This window comes from Bifidobacterium anseris, assembly GCF_002860345.1.
GTDB lineage: Bacteria > Actinomycetota > Actinomycetes > Actinomycetales > Bifidobacteriaceae > Bifidobacterium > Bifidobacterium anseris.
Map to the genome: position 1 here is coordinate 514492 of NZ_NMYC01000005.1, position 21254 is coordinate 535745.

Below are 21254 nucleotides of genomic sequence, written 5' to 3' on the forward strand. Positions count from 1 at the left end.
TTATTGCCTGAGCTTAGGGAGGTGTCCGTCGGCGCGCGTCAGGCGCTAAAGTGAGCGGTATGAGTGAAACAGCACATGACGCGCAGCCCGACGAGGCGAGCGCACAGCACGGCGAACACCAGCCGCAGACGATCAATCTCGACGACCTGCTGCAGGCGGTGCAGGCGCACGGCAAGAAGACGATCGACGAACAGGACAAGGCGGCACGCGAACACGACGCCAAGGACGCCGACGGCAAACAATACGACGACGCAATCCTCGACAGCTCGGCGATCCAACCGACCGACGACGAAGGCAACCCGATTCCGGTGACGATTCCGATCGTGCTCGCCCCCGGCATCAACGTCATCTACACGACACGACTCGGCGGCGTAAGCACCGACGAATGGGCGCACTTCAACCTCGGCGGCAAATCCGGCGACGACCCGGCGCACGTGCGCGCGAACCGCGACGCGCTCGCGAACGAACTGCACGCGAAGCTGTCGATCATCAATCAGGTGCATTCGGCGAAGGCGATCGACACCGACGACGTGTTCACCGAAAACGCGACCTTCGGTTTCGACGCCTCCGGCACACAGCGCACCGCCGTGCGCGAAGAGGACGGCTCGATCGCCGTGGAGCAGCCGAGCGACGACGTCGACGACGTCGAATCGGTCGACGGCGCCGTGCAGATCATCGAAGGCGACGCGCAGGTGACGACGAAGACCGGCATCGCGCTCGGCGTATTCGCCGCCGACTGCCTGCCGGTGCTGCTCGCCGACCCGGTCGCCGGCGTCATCGCCGCCGCACACTGCGGACGCAAGGGACTGATGGCGGGCGTCATCGCCGAAACCGTCGACATGATGAAGCACAAAGGCGCCGATCCCGCGCACATCCTGGCGACGCTCGGCCCGGCGATCTGCGGCGACTGTTACGAGGTTGGCGACGAGATCGCCGACGCCTTCGACGCGCGATTCCCCGGCACGTTCACGCTCACGCGCTTCGGCGGCCCCGGCATCGACATCAACAAGGCGGCGCTGCAGGCGCTTGAAGAAGCCGGCGTCCTGCCGAAGCACATCTTCTCATCGCAGCCGCGCGTCAACGCGGCCACGCAGTACCTGTCGCAGGACGCCGAACTGCAGCAGCTGTGCCGCGAAGACAACGAAGGCGACCCCGAACTCGACGAGCGCATCAAAGGCATCCGCCACAGCATGTGCACGCTCGAGAATCCGCTGTGGTTCTCTCATCGCCGCGCGCAGCTCGCGCACAAGAGCCACGAAGGGCGCATGCTCGCACTCATCGTGCGGCAGTGAGCGGTTGCTCGGCAATCGTTCGATTTCTTGGATTTCTCGGATCTCTTGGAAGGAACAACCATGGAACAACAGGACGTGACCACGGCGGGCGACGCGCAGCCGCAGGAACGCAAGGGTGTGCCGGTCGTCGCCGTCGTGCTCGCCGCGGGTTCGGGACTGCGGTTCAACCCGGACAACCCCAAGCAGCTCGTCGCGATCGACGGCAAGCCGATTGTCGGGTGGAGCATCGACGCCTTCGAGCATAACGCGCACGTCAGCGACATCATCGTCGTCGTCAACGCGCAGGTGCGCGCCTCGGTCGAACAGCTCATCCGCGACGGCGGCGCCACGAAGGTGCGCGCCATCATCGACGGGGGCGCCGAACGCGCGGACAGCACGGCCGCGGCGCTCGAAACGCTGTCCGCCGCAGGCGTGCCCGGCGACGCGAAGATCCTCATCCACGATTCGGTGCGGCCCTTCGTCACGCAGTCGCAGATCGACGGCTGCATCGACGCGCTCGAGGAGTTCGATGCGGCCACCGTCGCGTGCCCGTCGACGGACACGATTCTGCTCACCGAGGATCTCGGCGACCGGCAGGCCGTCAAGTCGGTGCCCGAACGGCGCCATGCGTACCGCGCGCAGACGCCGCAGGCCTTCCGATTTGCGACGATCCACGAGGCCTACGAACTCGCGTCCGACGACCCCGATTTCCGGCCGACCGACGACACGCGCGTCGTCGTCGACTACCTGCCCGATACGCCGGTGGCGATCGTCGGCGGCTCGCCGCTCAACATGAAGGTCACGACGCGCGACGACATGCCGTTCGCGACGCTCATCGCCGGCGAGATCACGAAGGCCGCCGCCAAGCAGCAGGTGCACACGATGTTCCAGCAGGCGCTGAGCTGAACCGGCTGCGCTGAATCAGCTGCGAAGACGAACGCGGCGCATGGGAGTACAGCTCCTGTGCGCCGCGTTTTGCGTTGTTGTGCGTGTGTCTACGGCTGTGTAGGTCCGTGTCGGGTGGCGGTTCGCTGGCATCTCAGCTGGGAGGGTACGTTTTTCTGCGGGTAGGCGAGTATGCCCCGCGGAATCGTGCGGTTTTGGAGATTGATAGGTGGGGTAGTCGCGCGAAATGCTACCGCTCAGCCGAGATGCATGCGGGATGCATGCCGGTGGTGCGTGAGATGGCGGGAAAAGCGACGCTCGGCGCGGCGGACGTCCATGGTGACGCACAACTATGGTTATGGTGTGCGTCTACGCTGACGCAGGTCTACGCCGCAGCATGATGACCACAGGTACGCATCGGGAATCGGCGTAACATAGAGGGGCATCGGAGACAGTGCCCGGGCAATATAATCATCATATGAACGCATCGACGAACGCGGATACGGGCGGCGTTCCCATGAAGGGCGTCCAATGCTCTCCGAACGCCGAATACGCGGCATGCCCAGATACATCACAATGAAGGGATGAGCACAACGCCTGCACGGCGTACGCCCTACCAGCAGAACTCCATGACGGGAGCAGACACGATGATGAACTCAATATCCCCGCAGCTTCTACATTTCATCGACATAGCAATTGCCGTCATCGTCGCCATCGCTTTGGTGGCGTTGCTCGTCAAGCTGGTGCAACTGCTCATTCAGGAAATCCGACGCGACCGCTTCTACAGGGAATACGGCGTGGCCGTGACGAAATCCATGCGGATACGCAAAGCGAAGCGCCCCCATGTGCCGGGATCATTCGTTCTGGGATATCCGGTATGGAAAGCGGCCAAGCGCGATGGTACCCGTGACCGCCGTTCCAACGACACAGGCATCATTCATCAGCTGAGCGTCATACTCGTCGGCCAATGGAAGATCCTAGGTGACGATCCTTTCGCATCCTATGCTTTCGTGCGACAGCTGCGCGATGCGGGGACGCCGATCAGCTATTGCGCGGAGGAACAGGCGAAGCGAGATGCCGTCCTCGAACAGCTGCGCGCCCGGCGCACCGCCACCAGCATCGACGCCATCATCCAAAGATTCAGCATCAATCCTTCGGATTTCGAAGGCTTCTGCGCCGACTTGCTGCGCCAGCTCGGATGGCAGGCGCAGGTGACGCCGCCGACCCGGGACGGCGGCTTCGATCTCAAAATCCACAGTCCAAACGGGACGAGCTACATCGCCGAATGCAAATGCTACAACCCCAGACACCATATCGGGCGTCCGCTGCTGCAAAAGCTGCAGGGCGCCAACATGACGGAGCACGCGCAGGGTCTGCTCTTCATCACGACGAGCCGGTTCACGTCGGATGCGCTCGAGTATGCGCAGCAGGTCGGCATGAAACTCATCGACGGCGCGCAGCTTGTCCGACTTTGTCAGGAGGCGTTGCAGATACAGGGCGACATCCAGCCTTCCGAATCGTCTTTCATGCTCACCCGGGCGGACCTCATGCAGCACATCCCCGCCGATATGCGCGTATAGATCCCGTGGTCGGTGGCAGTCTCAAGGTGCAGTCACCCACATACTGCCGGGCAGTGGCTGTGGCGGCAGTTTTGAGGTGTGATTACCCTCAGACTGCTGCCAGTGGTGGCTGCAATGGCAGTATCGAGGTGACCCTACCGACAGACTGCCACCAACCTTTGGCACACAACCTGTGTAGGTCCGTGTCGGGTGGCGGTTCGCTGGTATCTCGGCTGGGAGGGTGCATTTTTCTTGCGGGTAGGCGAGTATGCCCCGCGGAATCGTGCGGTTTTGGAGATTGATAGGTGGGGTAGTCGCGCGAAATGCCACCGCTCAGCCGAGATGCATGCGGGATGCATGCCGGTGCGGCGGATGTTCATGGTGGCGCGCGACTATGGGGCGCGTGGTTATGCTGACGTACGTTCACACTGCAGCATCTGCGCCGCGCGTCTACACTGGGGAGACATGGAGCAACTTACCGTCGTGATTTCCGGATTCGACCCCTACGAGGGCGTCAGCGTGAACCCGTCGCTCGTCGTGCCCGACGCGCTCGCGAACGAAGGCGTCGACGTCGACCGGGACAACATCGAGGACCCGCTGCACGACGTCGCGATCGACGTGCATGCCGTGCATGTGCCGGTCAGCTTCCGCAACGGATGGGCGCAGCTGCACGACACGCTCGAGCAGGTGCAGCCGAACATCGTCATCGCGACCGGGCTCAAACGCGCGGCGCGCGGCATCCTGCTCGAGCGATGCGCGATCAACCTCAAGGACACGACCCGGCCCGACGCCGAGAACGTCATTCCGGGGCGCCGCGTCATCAACGAGCACGGTCCGGCGGCGTACTGGACCGGACTGCCGCTGCGCGCGATCCTCAACGCCTTCGCGAAGGACGACATCCCGGCGACGCTGAGCTCGGACGCCGGCACCTTCGTCTGCAATGCGCTGTTCTACCATCTGCAGGAATGGGCGGCGCAGCGCGGCGACACGATGGGCGGATTCGTCAACCTCCCGCTCGTCAACGAGCAGCCGCATCCGCAGCACGGCCTGTCGCTGCGCCAGCAGATCCAGGCAGGCAAGGACCTCGTGCGCGCCTCAGCCCGCTACTATCTGCAGCCGACGAGCGAGGACATCCTGCTGTAGATGGCAGTCTGTGGGTGGGGTCACACACATACTGCCGTCGAAGGATGGGGGAATGCCGATGCGCCGGCCATGAGTCGTATGGCCGCGGTGGCGCCGCGGTTTTGCGCTCAATGTGAGTTTCCGCGTGTTGCGGCACCGCCCGGCGATATGCATAGACTAGAGTTCATGCTGTGGATGTGCGTCGCCGGCGCACATGAAGGTCCTGCGAACACCCTTTCGCGAAAGGAATGACTAATGGTTGAGCGATTCCCGGTCGTGCTGCGTGGCTACGACAAAGAACGTGTGGATGAGGCGATGATTGCGGCGCAGACGACGATCGACCGTCTGCGCGAACAGGTGAAGGCCGGGGACGACACCGTGCTGCAGCTCCAGGCGCAGCTGCAGGAGGAGAAGAACCGCAAGGCCACGTCGGACAACTCCTTCGCGTCGCTCGGCGCGAACGCGCAGCAGATGCTCGCCTCCGCCGAACAGACGAGCACCGAACTGCTCGAACGTGCGAAGAAGGATGCGGCGAGCGCGCGCGTCGAGGCGCAGTCGCAGTCGCAGACGCTGATCAACAACGCCAAGCTCGATGCGCAGCATCTCGTCGACGACGCCCAGGCGAAGGCCGACACGATGCTCAAGAACGCGCAGAACGAGGCGACGACGATCATCACGAACGCGCAGCAGGAAGCGAGCCAGCTCAAGGCGTCGACGGCGAAGATGGTCAGTGAGCAGCGCCAGACGCTCGACCTCGAGCTGACGAACTCGCGCGAGGAGCATGTCAAGCGTCTCGAAGCCGAGAAGGCGTCGCAGGAGCGCGAACTCGCCGAACTGCGCGCGCAGGCGACGCAGCAGATCAGCGATCAGCGTCGCAGCGCGAACGAGGAGATCGCGCGTCTCAAGAGCGAAACGAACGACCAGATTGAGACGGCGCTCGCCGACGCGAACAAGAAACTCGCCGACGTGCGCGAACAGGTGTCGAAGCTGATGACCGAGGCGCAGCGCAAGGCCGGCGAAATCACCGATTCCGCGAAGTCGCATGCGCAGGAAATCACTGACACGGCCGAAGTCAACCGTACGAAGACGATGAGCCAGGTCAACGCTGAAGTCGAGCAGATCCGCGCCGACATCGCCGCGCAGCAGGACGAGGCGACGAAGAAGGTCGCCGAACTGCTCAAGAACCTCGAGGAACGCCGCCAGCAGGCGAAGGAGGAGGCCGAGACGCAGATCGCCGAAGCGAAGCAGATCCGCGAGGAGGCCGACGCGTACGCCGCGCACAAGCGCAAGGAGGCCGACGAGGAGTCGGCGCAGACGGTGCGCAAGGCGAGCGAGGAGGCGAGCAACCAGATCGAGCAGCGTCGTCGCGCCGCGCAGTCCGAACTCGACGGCCTGACGAAGCGCATCGGCGACCTGCAGCGCCGCGAAGCCGATATCACGCAGCGCGTCTCCGAGCTGCGTTCGATGTTCGCGAACGCCTTCGCCGGCTTCGGCCTCGGCGTCGACAACGCGCATTCGACCGACAACATGTCCGTCGTCAACGCCTTCGTCGAATCCGACAACGACGCCGACGATGACGAGTCCGCCGATGCCGACACGACCGTGCTCATCGACGACGACCACGCGTCGCACACGCCGATCGTGCCGCCTGCGCCGACGATGCCCGAACATGAGGACGCCGCCGCCGACACAACTGCCGACGCCGATGCGACCGTCGTCGCGCCGCACGCCGAGGAAAGCACGACCGAGGTCATCGACGTGACCGAAACCGCCACCGACGGATCCGCCGACGCACCGGCCTTCGACGCGAGCGACAACGACCCCGACGACACGCAGCTGACCGACTGACGGCAGCCTCGACGACCGCCCGGAACGGCCGTAATCGCGCGTTCCGGGCGTTCACATACCCACGGTGTGCGCCGTCCGCCGACACGTGGCTGCACGCGGCAACCACTGCCGACCACAGCAGTCCAACCAACAGTCAACTCGCGCCAACCACCGTCACCTGTGACAACCACCAAAACCACTGACCAGTAGCAAGGAGCAACATTGACCGCAATCACCCCATTGTCCGCCGACGAACTCAACCAGCTGACCGCCGACTTCGACTCCGACCCCGTCAACCGCATGGCGATGAACGCCGTCACGAGCGCCGGCATCGACAAGGTCGCGCGCAACTACGACCGCGCGCGCCTGCTGCAGCGCCGTTTCTCGACGACCGTCGACAACGGCGAGGCGACCCATCAGGACCGTTCCGGCCGCTGCTGGCTGTTCAGCTCGCTCAACGTGGCGCGTTTCGTCGCGAAGAAGAACATGAACCTCAAGGAGTTCGAGTTCTCGCAGAACTATGCGATGTACTACGACAAGCTCGAGCGCATCAACTATTTCATGGGCGACATGGCCGATCTGATCCGCGGCGGCGAGCCGATCGACTCGCGTCTGTTCCAGCACATGCTCGCCGACGTCATGGGCGACGGCGGCCAATGGACGATGGCGCTCAACGTCTATAAGAAATACGGCGCCGTGCCGAAGGACCTCTATCCGGAGACCGAGTCGTCGAAGAACACCGGCGAGATGAACACGCAGTTGCGTCGCCTGCTGCACACGGCCGTTGCGCACATGGTCGACGATCCTTCGCAGATCGACGATATCGTGCGCCGCACCGTCGAAGCCGGCCATCGTATGCTCACGATCCACCTTGGCGAGCCGCCGAAGCGCTTCCACTGGGAGTGGACCGACGCCGACGGCGTCTTCCACCGCGACGGCGAGATCACGCCGCAGGAGTTCTGGAACCGCTACGTCGGTTCCGCCGACCTCGAAAGCTACGTTTGCCTCGTCGACGACCCGCGTCGCGAACATGCGAAGGGCCGCAAGATCGGCATCGAACATCTGGGCAACGTCGTCGGCGGCGACCCGACCGAGTACCTCAACGTGCCCGTGCAGTTCATGAAGGACTGCGTGCGCGACATCCTCGTCGAGCAGGGCATTCCGGTGTGGTTCGGCGCCGACTGCCATCCGATGATGGATCGCGCCGACGGCGCATGGGCGACCGACCTGTTCGAATACGGCAAGGTCTACCGCGTCGATTTCGACATGACGAAGGAGCAGCGTGTGCGCTTCGGCGATTCGGCGATGAACCATGCGATGGCTTTCGTCGGCGTTGACGTCGCCGATGACGGCACGACGACCCGCCGTTGGCGCGTCGAGAATTCGTGGGGCACGAAGATCGCCGACAAGGGCTACTTCACGATGAGCGACGACTGGTTCGACGAGTACGTCTTCGAAGTGGCCGTGCCGAAGGCGATGCTGCCCGACGAGTACCTCAAGGCGCTCGACGAGCCGGCGACGATGCTGCCGGCCTGGGATCCGATGGGTGCGCTCGCGTAACACGTCCGATCCGCCGAGGTGACCGCCGCGGCCGTCACGACCAATCCGACCACATTCCGGCCTATTTCCTCTCAGCGGCGCGTGGGTTTTGCGACCCATGCGCCGCTTTGTGATACGCGACGCCGATACGTCAGGGGATGTGACCTAGTATGGGTATCCGATTTCCCGCCCGGGAACGTTCGCAGCATGCAAGAGGATCGATAAGAGGAAGAAGAGGAACGAACGATGGCAGCCCTCCGTGGTCCGGACAGTTCGCAGGACAATGTGCTTGACGCGCGCGCCGTGGTCCCTGAGACCGTCGACGTCAACATCCGTCAGCTCGACCCGATCCCGGCTCCGCGCTATTTCATCAAGGAGCTGCCGCTGACCGACGCGATGAGCGAACTCGTGCTGTCCTCACGCCGGCAGATCCGCGATATCCTGCACGGCCGCGACGACCGTGTCCTCGCGATCGTCGGCCCGTGCTCGATCCACGACCCCGCCGCCGCGCACGAGTATGCGACGCGGCTCGCCGCGCTCAACGAGGAACTCAAGGATCGATTGATGATCGTCATGCGCGTCTATTTCGAGAAGCCGCGCACGACGATCGGCTGGAAGGGCCTGATCAACGATCCCGACCTCAACGGCCGTTTCGACATCCGCAAAGGCATGTGGCTCGCGCGCAAGGTGCTCACCGACGTGCTGTCGCTCGGGCTGCCCGCGGCGACCGAATGGCTCGACCCGATCACGCCGCAGTACCTGTGCGACCTCATCAGCTGGGGCGCGATCGGCGCGCGCAATACCGAAAGTCAGGTGCACCGCGAACTCGCGAGCGGCATGAGCATGCCGATCGGCTTCAAGAACGCGACCGACGGCTCGATCAAGCCTGCCGCCGACTCGTGCTACACGGCCGCCTTCGAACACCATTTCCTGTCCGTCAACCTCGACGGCCAGGTCATCTCCGCCGAGACGAAAGGCAACCCCGACTGCCATCTTGTGTTGCGCGGCTCGAGCAGCGGCCCGAACTACGATCCGGTCTCGGTCGCCGAGGCGCTTGAGGCGCTCAAGGCGTCGACAGCTGCCGGCCCGAGCAACCACGGCCTCGTCATTGACGCCGCGCACGGCAACTGCGGCAAGGATGAGGTCGTCGAGGCGCGCGTCGTCGAGGACATTGCGTCGCGCATCGCCGCCGGCGAACGCGGCATCCTCGGCATCATGATGGAAAGCTTCCTCAAGGGCGGCCATCAGAAGCCGGCGCCGCTTGACCAGCTCATCTATGGCCAGTCGGTGACCGACGCCTGCGTGCCATGGGACCGCACCGAGCAGGTGCTGCGCGAACTCGCCGACGCCGTCGCCACCCGCCGCGGCAACTGAGCGCCCATCGCACGATGCAACGCATCATCGCCAGCGGCAACGCGTCGCAGCTGCGCGGCGGCAAGCCCGCGCCCACCCCGTCCATCCGCCCGACCGCGCGCCGCGAATCGGCGCCGGGCGCCCACATCCGCGTCATCGACGGCCTGCGCGCGCTCGCGATCGGCGGCGTGCTGCTCTACCATGCGCGCCCGTCGCTCGCCGTCGGCGGTTTCCTTGGCGTCACCGTCTTCCTTGTATTGTCCGGATTTCTGATTACGCGCGGTCTGCTTGGGCTGATGGAGGCGTCGCGCTGCTCGTATCCGCGCTTCATCGTGCGCCGCGCGCGCCGCATCTGGCCGCCGGTGCTCACGACGATCGCATTCGCGTCCGTCGTCGTCTATATGTGGGCGCCGTCGCTGCTGCTCAAGCTGCGCGCCGACGCCGTGCCGAGCGCGCTGTTCTACAGCAACTGGTCGTACATCTTCCGCCACGTCTCGTATTTCGATGCCGCCGGGCTGCCGTCGCCGCTGACGCATCTGTGGTACACGAGCCTGATCATGCAGTTCTATCTGCTGTGGCCGCTGTTGCTCGCGCTCATCGTGCGTTTCATGCGCCGCACGTGGGCGCGCGCCTGCACGATCGCCGCGCTCATCGCGGCCTCGACGATCGAGATGGCGATGCTGTACGCGCCGGGGCATGACACATCGCGCATGTACTACGGGCTCGACACGCGCGCCGCCGAACTGTTCGTCGGCGCGCTGCTCGCCGTCCTCATGCATCGGCGAAGCGACGATGGAAAGGCCGATCTGACATGGCGCGAGCGCCGCCGCGATCTGCGTTTCGGCGCGCATGTGCTGCCGCTGACGGCGGGACGTGCCGTCGACGTCGCCGCCTGCCTGTGCCTGATCGCCCTCGTCGTCTCGATGTTCGTCGTCGACGCCTCGTCTGCGTGGATGTACCACGGCGGTTTTCTGCTCTATGCGCTGCTGACGGCGGCGATGCTGTGGGCGGGGACGCTGCCGGGCGTCTTCGGACGCGCGATGGGCGTCAAGGCGCTCGCCTATCTGGGCTCGCGCTCGTTCTCGCTGTATCTTGTGCATTATCCGCTGCTGCTCGTCATGAATCCTGCGACGCGCGCCGCCACGCCGTGGTGGCTCGTCGTCGGCCAGTTCCTCGTCATCCTCGTCGTCGGCGAGGTCTTCTATCAGTGCGTCGAGGCGTTGCGCGGCGCGCCGTGGCTGCCGTGGACGCGCCGCCGATACGACAATCCCGAGCGCACGCAGCGTCCGGGTGCCTTCATCGGCGCGGTGACGGGGGTCGTCATCATCGTCATCATGCTGCTGCCGCTGCCATGGCGTCAGCTCACGCATGAACGCGCCGTCGCGCTGCGTCCCGAACTCGGCATGACGGCCGAGCAGGCGCGCAAGGAACTCGACGCGCAGCGCAAACCGCAACCGTCGCCGTCCACGCCGAAGGAGTCGGCGAAGGAGATGGCGAAGGAGGCGCCCGAGCCGCCGAAGCCGAAGGTCGAGGCGCTCAAGGCGCCCGACAATCTCGATCCGTCGCGCTGGCGTTGCGACGCGGCTGCCGGCACCTGCGACGCGCGCATCCTCATGGTCGGCGATTCGGTGACTGAAGGCGTCGCGCCGGTGCTCATGCAGCATTTCCCGAATCTGCACGTCGACGGCGCCGTCAGCCGCCAGTTCGGCACCGGCGTCGATCTGCTGCGCCAGTATCTGGGCGCCGAGGATCCGCAGCTCATCGTCTTCGCGCTCGGCACGAACGGGCCGCCGACGCAGCAGAGCGTCGACGAGGTCATCCGTCTGGCGAACGGACGGCCGTTGTATTTCCTGACGACGCGTGCGCCGGTCGGGTGGATCGACCAGACGAATCAGATGTTCGTTGATACCGCGAAGGCGCATCCGAACGTCGGCGTCATCGATTGGGCGGCGCTTTCCGGCGCGCATCCCGAATATCTGTACGACGACGGCACGCATCCGAATGAATTGGGCACGCAGGCCTACGAGCAGATGCTGATGCGCGCCGTGTGCCCGCAGTGATGCTTGCGGCGATGTGCGCGCACGGTGCAGATGGATGCGCCGTGCGCCGGCCCTTGCTAAGCTGAGGCCGGAACAAGAAGGAGCATCGTAGATGAGTGATCAGGACCCGCATCGCGGCGACACGCCCGGGCACACGTTCTTCGAGGACCATCGGCGTGCGATCGAGAACGGCGAACCGCTGACCTACACGGCGGACAGGCTCGACGAGGTGCACGCCGTCATGGCCGCCGGAGGCAACCCGCTGACGGCGATCCCCGACCTGCCGCGCTGGGAGGACGCCGTCGGCATCGACCGCATCATCAACCGCCGCGTCATGGAGCTCGACCCGCTGCCGACACCGGCACAGGTGCTGTCGGCGCTGCCGCTCGACGCCGCCGCGCAGGACATCGTCGCCTATTCGCGTGACGAAATCCGCGCATGCCTCTACGGGCAGGACGACCGTCTGCTCGTCATCGTCGGTCCGTGCTCGGTGCACGACCCGAAGGCCGCGCTCGACTATGCGCAGCGGCTGTACGAAGTCAAGCAGGAGCTCGAGGGCGAACTGCTCATCGTCATGCGTGTCTATTTCGAGAAGCCGCGCAGCACCGTCGGCTGGAAGGGCCTGATCAACGATCCGGACATCGACGGCAGCCACAACATCCAAAAAGGTCTGCTGCTCGCCCGAAAGACGCTGCTCGACGTGCTCGGCGCGGGGCTTGCGGCCGCGACCGAATTCCTCGAACCGACAAGCCCGCAGTACATCTCCGACGCGATCAGCTGGGGCGCGATCGGGGCGCGCAACACCGAAAGCCAGGTGCACCGCCAGCTTGCGAGCGGCCTGAGCATGCCGATCGGCTTCAAGAACGCGACCGACGGCTCGGTCAAGGCGGCGATGAACAGCTGCATCACGGCGGCCGGCCAGCACACCTTCTTCGGTATCGACCATATGGGGCGTGCCTGCGCGGTCGAGACGCTCGGCAACCCCGACTGCCACATCGTGCTGCGCGGCTCGAGCCACGGCCCGAACTACGACGCCGTGTCGGTGGGCGAGGCGATGGCGATGATCCGCTCGTCGATGGGCGCCGACACAGCGGCCGCACACGGCCTGATCATCGACTGCTCGCACGGCAACTCCGGCAAGGACGAGGTGCGTCAGGCCGCCGTCGTGCGTGACATCGCTGCGCGCATCGCCGCCGGCGAGCCGGGCATCACCGGCGTCATGATGGAAAGCTTCATCGAAGGCGGCAACCAGCCCGAGGCGCCGCTCGACAAGCTCGTCTACGGCAAGTCGATCACCGACCGCTGCATCAGCTGGCCCGAGACCGACCGTTTGCTGCACGAACTCGCCGAAGCCGTCAGCGCACGCCGCTGGCGCTGACGACGGCACACGCACGTCATCGATACAGCACATCATCAATAAACGAACAACCGGAAGGACACCCATGGCCAGTTTCAGCTCCGTTGCCATCATCAGCGCGCTCGACGAGGAGGCCGCGCACATCGCCGCCTCGCTCGATGATGTGCGCGAAGAACACCGCGCGAGCCTGACGATCACGCGCGGCACGCTGCCGACGCACGAGGGACGCGAACTCAATGTCTCGGTGACCGTCGGCGGCATGGGACTTGTCAACGCGGCTGCGACGACGCAGTGCCTCATCGACGTCGCGCAGCCGGACGCCGTGCTGTTCTCCGGCATCGCCGGCAATCTCAACCCCGATCTGCACATCAACGACATCGTCCTGGGCGAAACATTGCGCTACCTCGACACCGACATGCGCCTGATCGGCCAGTGGAAGCCACGCACCGAGGAATTCCACTCCGATCGCGAACTCATCGCGCTCGCCGAGGACGCGCTCGACGGCATGGGCATCCACCACATCAACGGCGTCATCGCCTCCGGCAACTACTTCGTCGACTCGCCCGAACAGGTCGAACGTGTCATCTGCGAGACGCACGCCGACGCCGTCGAGATGGAAGGTGCCGCCGTCGCGCACGTCGCCGCCCGCAACGATGTGCCGGCACTCGTCATCCGCGCGATGAGCGACAACGCCGACACCGACTACGAGGATTTCCGCTCCTTCGATGTGAGCGACTACGCGGACACGGCGGCAAAACTCGCCGTCGAGATCCTGCGCAGGATGTGAGACGATGACGCCGGCGCTCGCGATGGTGTGCTCGGCCGTGCTCGTCATGGCCGTGACGGCCGTCGTCGCCTACCGCATCGGCGCGGCGCGGCGACGGCCGCCGCACGACGCCGCGCTGTTCGCCGGCCATGGCGACGTCGACGCGATCGACGGCGAACGCCGCATGCTCGCGATGCTTGAGGAGTCGGTCGTCGTCGCCGAGCCGGACGGCACCGTGCTCGCCGCGAACGAGGCGGCCGTCGAACGCGGCATCATCGTCGACGGCATGCTCGCCGACGACGCCGTGCGCGCGCTCGTGCGCGAGGCCGCGCACGGTCCCGTCAGCCGTGAGCTGACGCTCGAGCGCGACGGCGGACCCATGCACATCGCCGCGACCGCACAGGTCACGACGCAGGCAACCACGCAACCGACCGCACAACCGACCGCACAATCGACGACGCAGGCAAATACTCAGCCGCCGGCGGCGCGCGTCACGCTCGTGTGCGCCGATACCGGCTACCGGCGCAGCGTCGACCGTGTGCGTCGCGACTTCGTCACGAACGTCTCCCATGAACTCAAGACGCCGGTCGGCGCAATCATGCTGCTCGCCGAGACGATCGCCGATGCCGGTGACGACGTCGACATGATCCGTCATTTCGCCGCGCGCATCGGCGTCGAGGCGAAACGACTCGACGGGCTCGTGCGACGCCTCATCGAACTGGGACGCATGAACGCCGGCGACGAACGGCCGACGCATGTCGTCGACGTGCGCGAACTCGTCGCGCATGCAATCGCCGACACCGAGGTCACGGCGGCCGCGCGTCGCGCAGTCGTGCGGCTGCGCGACGATGCCAACGGCGCGCCGCTGCCGGTCGACGTCGACGCCGCCGGCGTGCACATCGCGCTCAAGAACATCGTCGAGAACGCAATCAACTATTCGCCCGAAGGCGCCACCGTCGCCGTCGAGCTTGCGCGCACCGGCGACGAGGCGCGCATCCGCGTCGTCGACCACGGCGTCGGCATTCCGCAGCAGTTGCAGGGACGCGTCTTCGAACGTTTCTACCGCGTCGACCCGGCGCGCTCGCGGCTCACCGGAGGCACCGGCCTCGGATTGTCGATCGCCAACCATCATGTGCACGCCAACCACGGGCGCATCGAGCTGTGGTCGCGGCCCGGGCAGGGCTCGACGTTCACGGTGACGCTGCCGCTCGCGGACACTGCAGGCACTGCGGACACTGCAATCGTTGCTGATGCCGACCATCAGCAGAAGGAGGAGCGTCGATGACGCGCATACTGATCGTCGAGGACGAACCGTCGTATCTCGATCCGCTGCTCTACCAGCTCACGCGCGAAGGCTACGAGGCCTACGGCGCGGCGAGCGGCGAGCAGGCGTGGACGATCTATCAGGAGATGGAGTTCGATCTCGTGCTGCTCGATCTGATGCTGCCCGGCGTTTCGGGGACGACACTGTGCCGGCGCATGCGCGAGCTGCGGCGTGTGCCGATCATCATGGTGACGGCGAAATCGACGGAGAACGACGTCATCGTCGGTCTCGAGATCGGCGCCGACGACTATGTGACGAAGCCGTACTCGTTCCGTGAACTGCTCGCGCGCATCCACGCAGTGCTCCGCCGCAGCCTCGAAGGCCGCGACGAGGGTGCCGACGCAGAACGCACGCTCAGCTGCGGGCCAATCGAACTGTCGACCGCGTCGCACGAGGTGCGCGTGCGCGGCGAACTGACGGCGTTCCCGCTCAAGGAATTCGAAGTCCTCGAATACCTGCTGCGCAACAAAGGGCATGTGCTCACGCGCCACCAGCTCATCGCGCGCGTCTGGGGCAGCGACTACGTCGGCGACACGAAGACGCTCGACGTGCACATCAAACGCATCCGCGCGAAGATCGAGGACGACCCGGCGCATCCGACGCTGCTGACGACAGTGCGCGGCGTCGGCTACCGGATCGGACAGTGACTGCGGCGCGATCGTTCACGCTAAATTCACTTTTCCAGCGCGGGCGCATCTGCGCCGTCCCCTACACTGGATTGGTTGGATAGAATGGCATCGTGACCAAAGGACACCACATGCGTAGCAATCTTGGCCGGCGCGCGCTCGCGGCGCTGTGCGGCGTCGTCTGCGTCGCCGCGCTCGCGGCGTGCGGCGACAACGTCGACCCCGACAACCGGCCGACGGCGAACGCCGCATCGGTCTCGGGCAGCTTCGCCGGCGCCGGCGCGTCCTCGCAACAGACGGCCGTCGAAGCATGGATCGCCGGCTACCAGAAGACGAATCCGGACGCGAAGATCTCCTACAACCCGTCTGGCTCCGGCGCGGGCGTCGTCACGTTCCTGACCGGCGCGACCGTCTGGGCGGGCTCCGACAAGCCGCTCGACGACCGTCAGGTCGAGGAGTCGAAGCGGGTGTGCGCGGGACGGACGGCATTCGACGTGCCGGTCTACATCTCGCCGTTGGCGATCGTCTTCAATCTGCACGGCATCTCCGACGCCGGCGCCCACGTCAACATGGACGCGGCGACTGTCGCGCGGATCTTCAACGGGAAGATCACACGCTGGAACGACGCGGCGATCGCGAAGCAGAACCCGGACCTCGAGCTGCCCGACCTGCCGATCACCGTCGTGCACCGCTCGGACAAGTCGGGCACGACGCTCAACTTCCTCGAATACGTCAAGGCGGCCGCGCCGAAGGACTGGCCGTACGAGCTTTCGGAGAACTGGCCGAACGACGTCGGTCAGGGCGCGAAGGGCACGTCCGGCGTCATCTCGACAATCGATCAGGCGAACGGCACGATCGGCTACGCCGACTTCTCGCAGGCCGGCGGCATGGGCACCGTCGCGATCAAGGTCGGCGACGGCTACACCGAGATCTCGGCCGAGGCGGCCTCGAAGGCCGTCGCCGATTCATCGATCGACAAGTCGGCCACCGGCGAGCACCGCGTCGTCCTCGACATCAACCACACGACAAGCCTTGAAGGCGCGTACCCGATCGTGCTCGTCTCCTATGACATCGCATGCCCCGCCTATCCGGACGAGAACACGGCACGCTTTGCGAAATCATGGCTCAGCTACGTCACGAGCGCGAAAGGCCAGGAGCAGGCGATGAAGGCGACCGGATCGGCGCCGCTGCCCGACAATATCGCCGCATACGTGCGCGCCTCCGTGGACGCGATGGAAACGAGATGAATCCCATGACATCGGCATCTAAACCCTCACCATCCGACGCCTCATCGCTGACGAAGCCTGTCAACGGCGAGAAGGCCGACCGCATCTTCCGCGGCGTCGCCTACGCCTGCGGCATCCTGATCCTCGTCGTCCTCGCCGCCGTCGCGCTGTTCCTGCTGTTCCGCGCATGGCCGCTCATCGGCGGCGACCAGCACACAAACAGCGAGGTCATCGCGAACTTCACCGGCGGCCGCGCGACGAGCTTCTGGGGCTACGTCGGCCCGCTGTTGTTCGGCACCGTGCTCGTCGCCGCGCTCGCGCTCGTCATCGCGTTCTTCGTCTCGATCGGCATCGCGCTGTTCATCTCGCATTACGCGCCCAAGCGCCTCGCCGCCGTGCTCAGCTACATCGTCGACATCCTCGCCGCGATCCCGTCGGTCATCTACGGCCTGTGGGGCGGCCTCGTGCTCGTCCCGGCAATCTACCCGTTCTGGAACTGGGTCGCCGAGCATCTTGGCTGGATCCCGCTCTTCGCCGGTCCCGCAGCGAATCCGCCGCGCACCGTCGCGACCGTCGCGCTCGTGCTCGCAATCATGATCCTGCCGATCATCACGTCGATCACGCGCGACATCTTCCTGCAGACGCCGAAGCTGCTCGAGGAGGCGGCGCTCGGCCTCGGTGCGACGAAGTGGGAGATGATCCGCCTTTCGGTGCTGCCCTTCGCGCGTTCGGGCATCGTCTCCGCGTCGATGCTCGGCCTCGGCCGCGCGCTTGGCGAGACGATGGCCGTATTGATGATCCTGTCTCCTGGACTCAAATACTCGTTCCGCCTGCTGCAGGCCTCGCAGAACCAGACGATCGCCGCGAACATCGCCGCGCAGTATCCGGAAGCCGACAGCATCGGCGTCTCCGTGCTCATCGGCACCGGTCTCGTGCTGTTCGTCATCACGTTCCTCGTGAATCTGCTGGCGCGCCGCATCACCGAGAAAGCGAGCAAATGATGGCCCAACCGCAGTCCTCGCCTCAGGTCGATCAGACGCCGTCGATCGACTTCGACAAATTCAATCCGACCCGTTCGTACACGGCGGCGCGCAAACGCAAGGACATCGCGATGCGCGCGCTCATCATCCTCGCCTTCGTCATCGCGTTGATTCCGCTCGTCTCGGTGCTGTGGACGACGCTCGTGCACGGCGCGCGCCGTCTCAACTGGGATTTCCTGTCGCATAACATGACGAACGTCATCGGCGGCAACCAGACGCCTTCGGGCGGCTACGGCGGCATCCTGCATGCGATCATCGGCACGTTGGAGATCACGCTCGGCGCGATGGTCATCTCGATTCCAATCGGCGTCATGTGCGCCGTGTACCTGATCGAATACGCCGGCGGCTCGCGGCTCGCGCGCACGATCCATCTGCTCGTCGACGTCATGAGCGGCATCCCGTCGATCGTCGCCGGCCTGTTCGCCTATTCGATGTTCGCGATCCTCGTCGGCCCCGGCACGCTCAGCGGTTTCGAGGGTTCGGTCGCGCTGTCGCTGCTGATGATCCCGACCGTCGTCAAGACGACCGAGGAGATGCTCAAGATCGTGCCGAACGATCTGCGTGAGGCGTCGCTCGCGCTGGGCGTCACGAAGCAGCGCACAATCACGAAGGTCGTCCTGCGCACCGCGCTTTCCGGCATCGTCTCCGGCTCGATTCTCGCAATCGCGCGCGTCATCGGCGAAACGGCGCCGCTGCTGATGACGGCCGGCTACATCGTCTCGACGAACGCGAACCTGTTCTCGGGCGAGATGACGACGCTGCCGGTGTACGTCTACCAGGAGTATTCGAAGTACCACGCGAACTGTCCGGCGGACGCCGGCAGCGGCTGCGTCACCGGCATCCCGATGGAGCGCGCGTGGTCGGCCGCGCTCGTGCTCATCGTCATCGTGCTCATCCTCAACCTCATCGGCAGGATCGTCGCGAAGGTCTTCGCACCGAAGAAGAAATGAGCAGGCGGGCGCGCCCCGGCACGACGTACGCATACGCATGCAAGGCAGTTCAGGCAGTCAAGGAAGGAACGTATGGGACAGCAAATCGACGTCAATCATCTCAACATCTACTACGGCAATTTCCTCGCCGTCGAAGACGTCAACCTGCATATCGCGGCGAACAAGGTCACGGCCTTCATCGGGCCGTCTGGCTGCGGCAAGTCGACGGTGCTGCGCACGCTCGACCGCATGCATGAGATCACGCCGGGCGCGCATGTGACCGGCGAGGTGCTGCTCGAAGGACGCAATCTGTATGCGAAGGACGTCGATCCGGTCGCCGTGCGTCGCGATGTCGGCATGGTCTTCCAGCGGCCGAATCCGTTCCCGACGATGTCAATCAGGCAGAACGTGCTCGCCGGCGTCTCGCTCAACAACCGCAGGATCGCCAAGTCGGACGCCGACGATCTCGTGGAATGGGCATTGCGCGGCGCGAATCTGTGGAACGAGGTCAAGGATCGTCTCGACAATCCGGGTATTGGTTTGTCGGGCGGTCAGCAGCAGCGGTTGTGCATTGCGCGCGCCGTCGCCGTGCATCCGTCGGTGTTGTTGATGGACGAGCCGTGCTCGGCGCTCGACCCGATCTCGACGCTCGCCGTCGAGGATCTCATCGAGGAGCTCAAGAGCGACTACACGATCGTCATCGTCACGCATAACATGCAGCAGGCGGCGCGCGTCGCCGACTATACGGCGTTCTTCAACCTCAAGGCCGTCGGCCAGCCGGGTCATCTGGAGTATTTCGCCGACACGTCGACGATGTTCAACAACCCGCAGAACGAGGAGGCCGAACGCTACGTCTCCGGCCGCTTCGGCTGATCCGCTGCCGGCAGCTATTTTCTTCGAGGTCCGCTCCACACAACGTGGGGCGGACCTCGCTTTATTTGTTCATATCATGCAGCATCAAGCAAGCGGCATACAGGCCGCCATACAATGTTGGGTGACTGTTCACTTGGTGTTCACCGAAACCGTGCAGCGGCTCTCTGTCAACGTTCTAAGCTGGAATCACAACGCGGAATCAACCGGGGCATCGACTCGGGACACGTTGAACAATACGCAATGCAATGCGTGGGAAAACGCATTATCAACCATTGACTACATAGAGATTCAAGAGAACAGAGAGCATCATCATGAACAATCATTTCCCCCTGCGCGCCACGGCCGCCGTTTGTGGCATCGCACTGCTCGCATCGCTCGCCGCCTGCGGCGACAACACGGCGTCGACGGCCACGACCGCGATGGCGGACGGGACGACTGCGGCGGACGCGGCGTCGCTGAGCGGTGAATACGCCGGCGCCGGCGCGTCCTCGCAGCAGACCGCCGTCGAAGCGTGGATCGAAGGGTTCCGCGGCGTCGCGCCGAACGCGACCGTCGCCTACAACCCCTCCGGATCGGGCGCGGGCGTCAGCGCCTTCCTCAGCGGATCGACCGCATGGGCGGGCTCGGACAAGGCGCTAAGCGACGACGAAGTGGCGGCCTCGAAGGACGTGTGCGCGTCGGGCACCGCCTTCGACGTGCCCGTCTACATCTCGCCGATTGCCGTCGCCTTCAATCTTCAGGGCGTCTCGGACGCCGGCAAGCACATCAACATGGACGCGGCGACGATCGCCGACGTGTTCGCCGGCCGCATCACGCGCTGGAACGACGAACGGATCGCCGCGCAGAACCCCGATCTCAAGCTGCCCGACCTCGCGATCACCGTCGTCCACCGCTCGGACAAGTCGGGCACGACGCTCAACTTCGTCAGCTATCTCAAGGACGCCGCGCCCGGGCAGTGGGACTACGAACTGTCCGAGAACTGGCCGAACGAGGTCGGTCAGGGCGCGAAGGGCACATCCGGCGTCGTCTCGACGATCCAGCAGGCGAACGGCACAATCGGGTACGCGGACTTCTCGCAGGTGGGCGAACTCGGCTCCGTCGCCGTCAAGGTCGGCGACGACTACACGCCGATCTCCGCCGAAGCAGGTTCGAAGGTCATCGCCGATTCGCAGCTCGACACGAGCGTTGACGGCGACAACCGCATCGTCGTCACGATCAACCACACGACGAAGGCGGCAGGCGCGTACCCGATCGTGCTCGTCTCCTACGACATCGTCTGCCCGGCCTACAAGGATCCGCAGGATGCGCGCTTCGCGAAGGCGTGGCTCAGCTACGTCACGAGTGCCGAAGGACAGCACACCGCGCAGGCCGCGGCCGGCGTCGCGCCGCTGCCGGAGACGCTGACGGGGCGCATCGCCGCGTCGATCGGGCAGATCAAGGCCGAGTGAGTGACGGGACCCATACCGATGTCTGATATCGATGTCCAAGCTATCGATGTCCCGCAGCCTGCGATGAACA

17 protein-coding genes are annotated in these 21254 nt (G+C 65.1%); all 17 read left to right on the plus strand.

The genetic code is table 11. The annotated features are described in order from the left end of the window. Window positions 1-59 precede the first annotated feature (59 nt). The 17 genes from CGZ88_RS07200 to pstS all read left to right on the plus strand — a co-directional run bounded on the left by CGZ88_RS07200 (window position 60) and on the right by pstS (window position 21184). Entirely contained in the window at window positions 60-1292 is a 1233-nt protein-coding gene (locus tag CGZ88_RS07200; RefSeq protein ID WP_101671472.1) for a purine nucleoside phosphorylase YfiH/LACC1 family protein, read from the plus strand. Between the two features lie 60 nt (window positions 1293-1352). Next, window positions 1353-2177: an IspD/TarI family cytidylyltransferase gene (locus CGZ88_RS07205; protein ID WP_101671473.1), complete on the plus strand. Its 825-nt coding sequence runs from the start codon at window positions 1353-1355 to the stop codon at window positions 2175-2177. Between the two features lie 563 nt (window positions 2178-2740). Next, on the plus strand, window positions 2741-3736 hold the full coding sequence (locus CGZ88_RS07210; protein ID WP_101671474.1) for a restriction endonuclease: 996 nt from the start codon (window positions 2741-2743) through the stop codon (window positions 3734-3736). 444 nt (window positions 3737-4180) lie between these two features. Further along, window positions 4181-4858, plus strand: coding sequence for a pyroglutamyl-peptidase I (locus tag CGZ88_RS07215; protein ID WP_095612590.1), 678 nt, complete (start codon window positions 4181-4183; stop codon window positions 4856-4858). 234 nt (window positions 4859-5092) lie between these two features. Continuing rightward, complete coding sequence (locus CGZ88_RS07220; RefSeq protein ID WP_243390102.1) at window positions 5093-6685, plus strand: cell division protein; 1593 nt, start codon at window positions 5093-5095, stop codon at window positions 6683-6685. A gap of 201 nt (window positions 6686-6886) precedes the next feature. Next, entirely contained in the window at window positions 6887-8224 is a 1338-nt protein-coding gene (locus tag CGZ88_RS07225) for a C1 family peptidase (protein WP_101671475.1), read from the plus strand. Window positions 8225-8449: 225 nt separating this feature from the next. After that, window positions 8450-9577, plus strand: a complete 1128-nt coding sequence (locus CGZ88_RS07230) for a 3-deoxy-7-phosphoheptulonate synthase (protein ID WP_101671476.1) — start codon at window positions 8450-8452, stop codon at window positions 9575-9577. A 14-nt stretch (window positions 9578-9591) separates the two neighbouring features. Further along, the gene (locus CGZ88_RS07235) at window positions 9592-11616 is read left to right on the plus strand and encodes an acyltransferase family protein (RefSeq protein ID WP_165778732.1); all 2025 of its coding nucleotides are present in this window, start codon (window positions 9592-9594) and stop codon (window positions 11614-11616) included. Between the two features lie 220 nt (window positions 11617-11836). Then, window positions 11837-12973: a 3-deoxy-7-phosphoheptulonate synthase gene (locus tag CGZ88_RS07240; protein ID WP_034523552.1), complete on the plus strand. Its 1137-nt coding sequence runs from the start codon at window positions 11837-11839 to the stop codon at window positions 12971-12973. A gap of 64 nt (window positions 12974-13037) precedes the next feature. Then, window positions 13038-13739 (plus strand): 5'-methylthioadenosine/S-adenosylhomocysteine nucleosidase, encoded by a 702-nt coding sequence (gene mtnN, locus CGZ88_RS07245; protein WP_101671478.1) that lies wholly within the window; start codon window positions 13038-13040, stop codon window positions 13737-13739. Window positions 13740-13743: 4 nt separating this feature from the next. Next, window positions 13744-15003 (plus strand): sensor histidine kinase, encoded by a 1260-nt coding sequence (locus CGZ88_RS07250; protein WP_051198377.1) that lies wholly within the window; start codon window positions 13744-13746, stop codon window positions 15001-15003. Further along, entirely contained in the window at window positions 15000-15689 is a 690-nt protein-coding gene (locus CGZ88_RS07255; RefSeq protein WP_101671479.1) for a response regulator transcription factor, read from the plus strand. Before CGZ88_RS07250 ends, CGZ88_RS07255 begins: the two co-directional genes overlap by 4 nt. A 110-nt stretch (window positions 15690-15799) precedes the next feature. Then, entirely contained in the window at window positions 15800-16915 is a 1116-nt protein-coding gene (locus CGZ88_RS07260) for a phosphate ABC transporter substrate-binding protein PstS (protein WP_101671480.1), read from the plus strand. Between the two features lie 5 nt (window positions 16916-16920). Then, on the plus strand, window positions 16921-17895 hold the full coding sequence (gene pstC / locus CGZ88_RS07265; protein ID WP_101671602.1) for a phosphate ABC transporter permease subunit PstC: 975 nt from the start codon (window positions 16921-16923) through the stop codon (window positions 17893-17895). After that, window positions 17892-18884: a phosphate ABC transporter permease PstA gene (pstA, locus tag CGZ88_RS07270; protein WP_026644665.1), complete on the plus strand. Its 993-nt coding sequence runs from the start codon at window positions 17892-17894 to the stop codon at window positions 18882-18884. The genes pstC and pstA overlap by 4 nt, the downstream gene beginning before the upstream one ends. A gap of 72 nt (window positions 18885-18956) precedes the next feature. Further along, window positions 18957-19736: a phosphate ABC transporter ATP-binding protein PstB gene (pstB, locus tag CGZ88_RS07275; protein WP_026644664.1), complete on the plus strand. Its 780-nt coding sequence runs from the start codon at window positions 18957-18959 to the stop codon at window positions 19734-19736. 311 nt (window positions 19737-20047) lie between these two features. Continuing rightward, entirely contained in the window at window positions 20048-21184 is a 1137-nt protein-coding gene (gene pstS / locus CGZ88_RS07280) for a phosphate ABC transporter substrate-binding protein PstS (protein WP_101671481.1), read from the plus strand. Window positions 21185-21254 lie beyond the last annotated feature (70 nt).

Excerpts from the sequence above, each read along its gene's own strand:
- CGZ88_RS07205 (WP_101671473.1), top strand. The coding sequence starts at position 1,353 with ATGGAACAACAGGACGTGACCACGGCGGGCGACGCGCAGCCGCAGGAA.
- CGZ88_RS07250 (WP_051198377.1), top strand. The coding sequence starts at position 13,744 with ATGACGCCGGCGCTCGCGATGGTGTGCTCGGCCGTGCTCGTCATGGCC.
- CGZ88_RS07230 (WP_101671476.1), top strand. The coding sequence starts at position 8,450 with ATGGCAGCCCTCCGTGGTCCGGACAGTTCGCAGGACAATGTGCTTGAC.
- CGZ88_RS07235 (WP_165778732.1), top strand. The coding sequence starts at position 9,592 with ATGCAACGCATCATCGCCAGCGGCAACGCGTCGCAGCTGCGCGGCGGC.
- CGZ88_RS07200 (WP_101671472.1), top strand. The coding sequence starts at position 60 with ATGAGTGAAACAGCACATGACGCGCAGCCCGACGAGGCGAGCGCACAG.
- CGZ88_RS07260 (WP_101671480.1), top strand. The coding sequence starts at position 15,800 with ATGCGTAGCAATCTTGGCCGGCGCGCGCTCGCGGCGCTGTGCGGCGTC.
- pstC (WP_101671602.1), top strand. The coding sequence starts at position 16,921 with ATGACATCGGCATCTAAACCCTCACCATCCGACGCCTCATCGCTGACG.
- CGZ88_RS07240 (WP_034523552.1), top strand. The coding sequence starts at position 11,837 with ATGGCCGCCGGAGGCAACCCGCTGACGGCGATCCCCGACCTGCCGCGC.
- CGZ88_RS07210 (WP_101671474.1), top strand. The coding sequence starts at position 2,741 with ATGAGCACAACGCCTGCACGGCGTACGCCCTACCAGCAGAACTCCATG.
- CGZ88_RS07255 (WP_101671479.1), top strand. The coding sequence starts at position 15,000 with ATGACGCGCATACTGATCGTCGAGGACGAACCGTCGTATCTCGATCCG.
- pstS (WP_101671481.1), top strand. The coding sequence starts at position 20,048 with ATGAACAATCATTTCCCCCTGCGCGCCACGGCCGCCGTTTGTGGCATC.
- CGZ88_RS07220 (WP_243390102.1), top strand. The coding sequence starts at position 5,093 with ATGGTTGAGCGATTCCCGGTCGTGCTGCGTGGCTACGACAAAGAACGT.
- mtnN (WP_101671478.1), top strand. The coding sequence starts at position 13,038 with ATGGCCAGTTTCAGCTCCGTTGCCATCATCAGCGCGCTCGACGAGGAG.
- CGZ88_RS07215 (WP_095612590.1), top strand. The coding sequence starts at position 4,181 with ATGGAGCAACTTACCGTCGTGATTTCCGGATTCGACCCCTACGAGGGC.
- pstA (WP_026644665.1), top strand. The coding sequence starts at position 17,892 with ATGATGGCCCAACCGCAGTCCTCGCCTCAGGTCGATCAGACGCCGTCG.
- pstB (WP_026644664.1), top strand. The coding sequence starts at position 18,957 with ATGGGACAGCAAATCGACGTCAATCATCTCAACATCTACTACGGCAAT.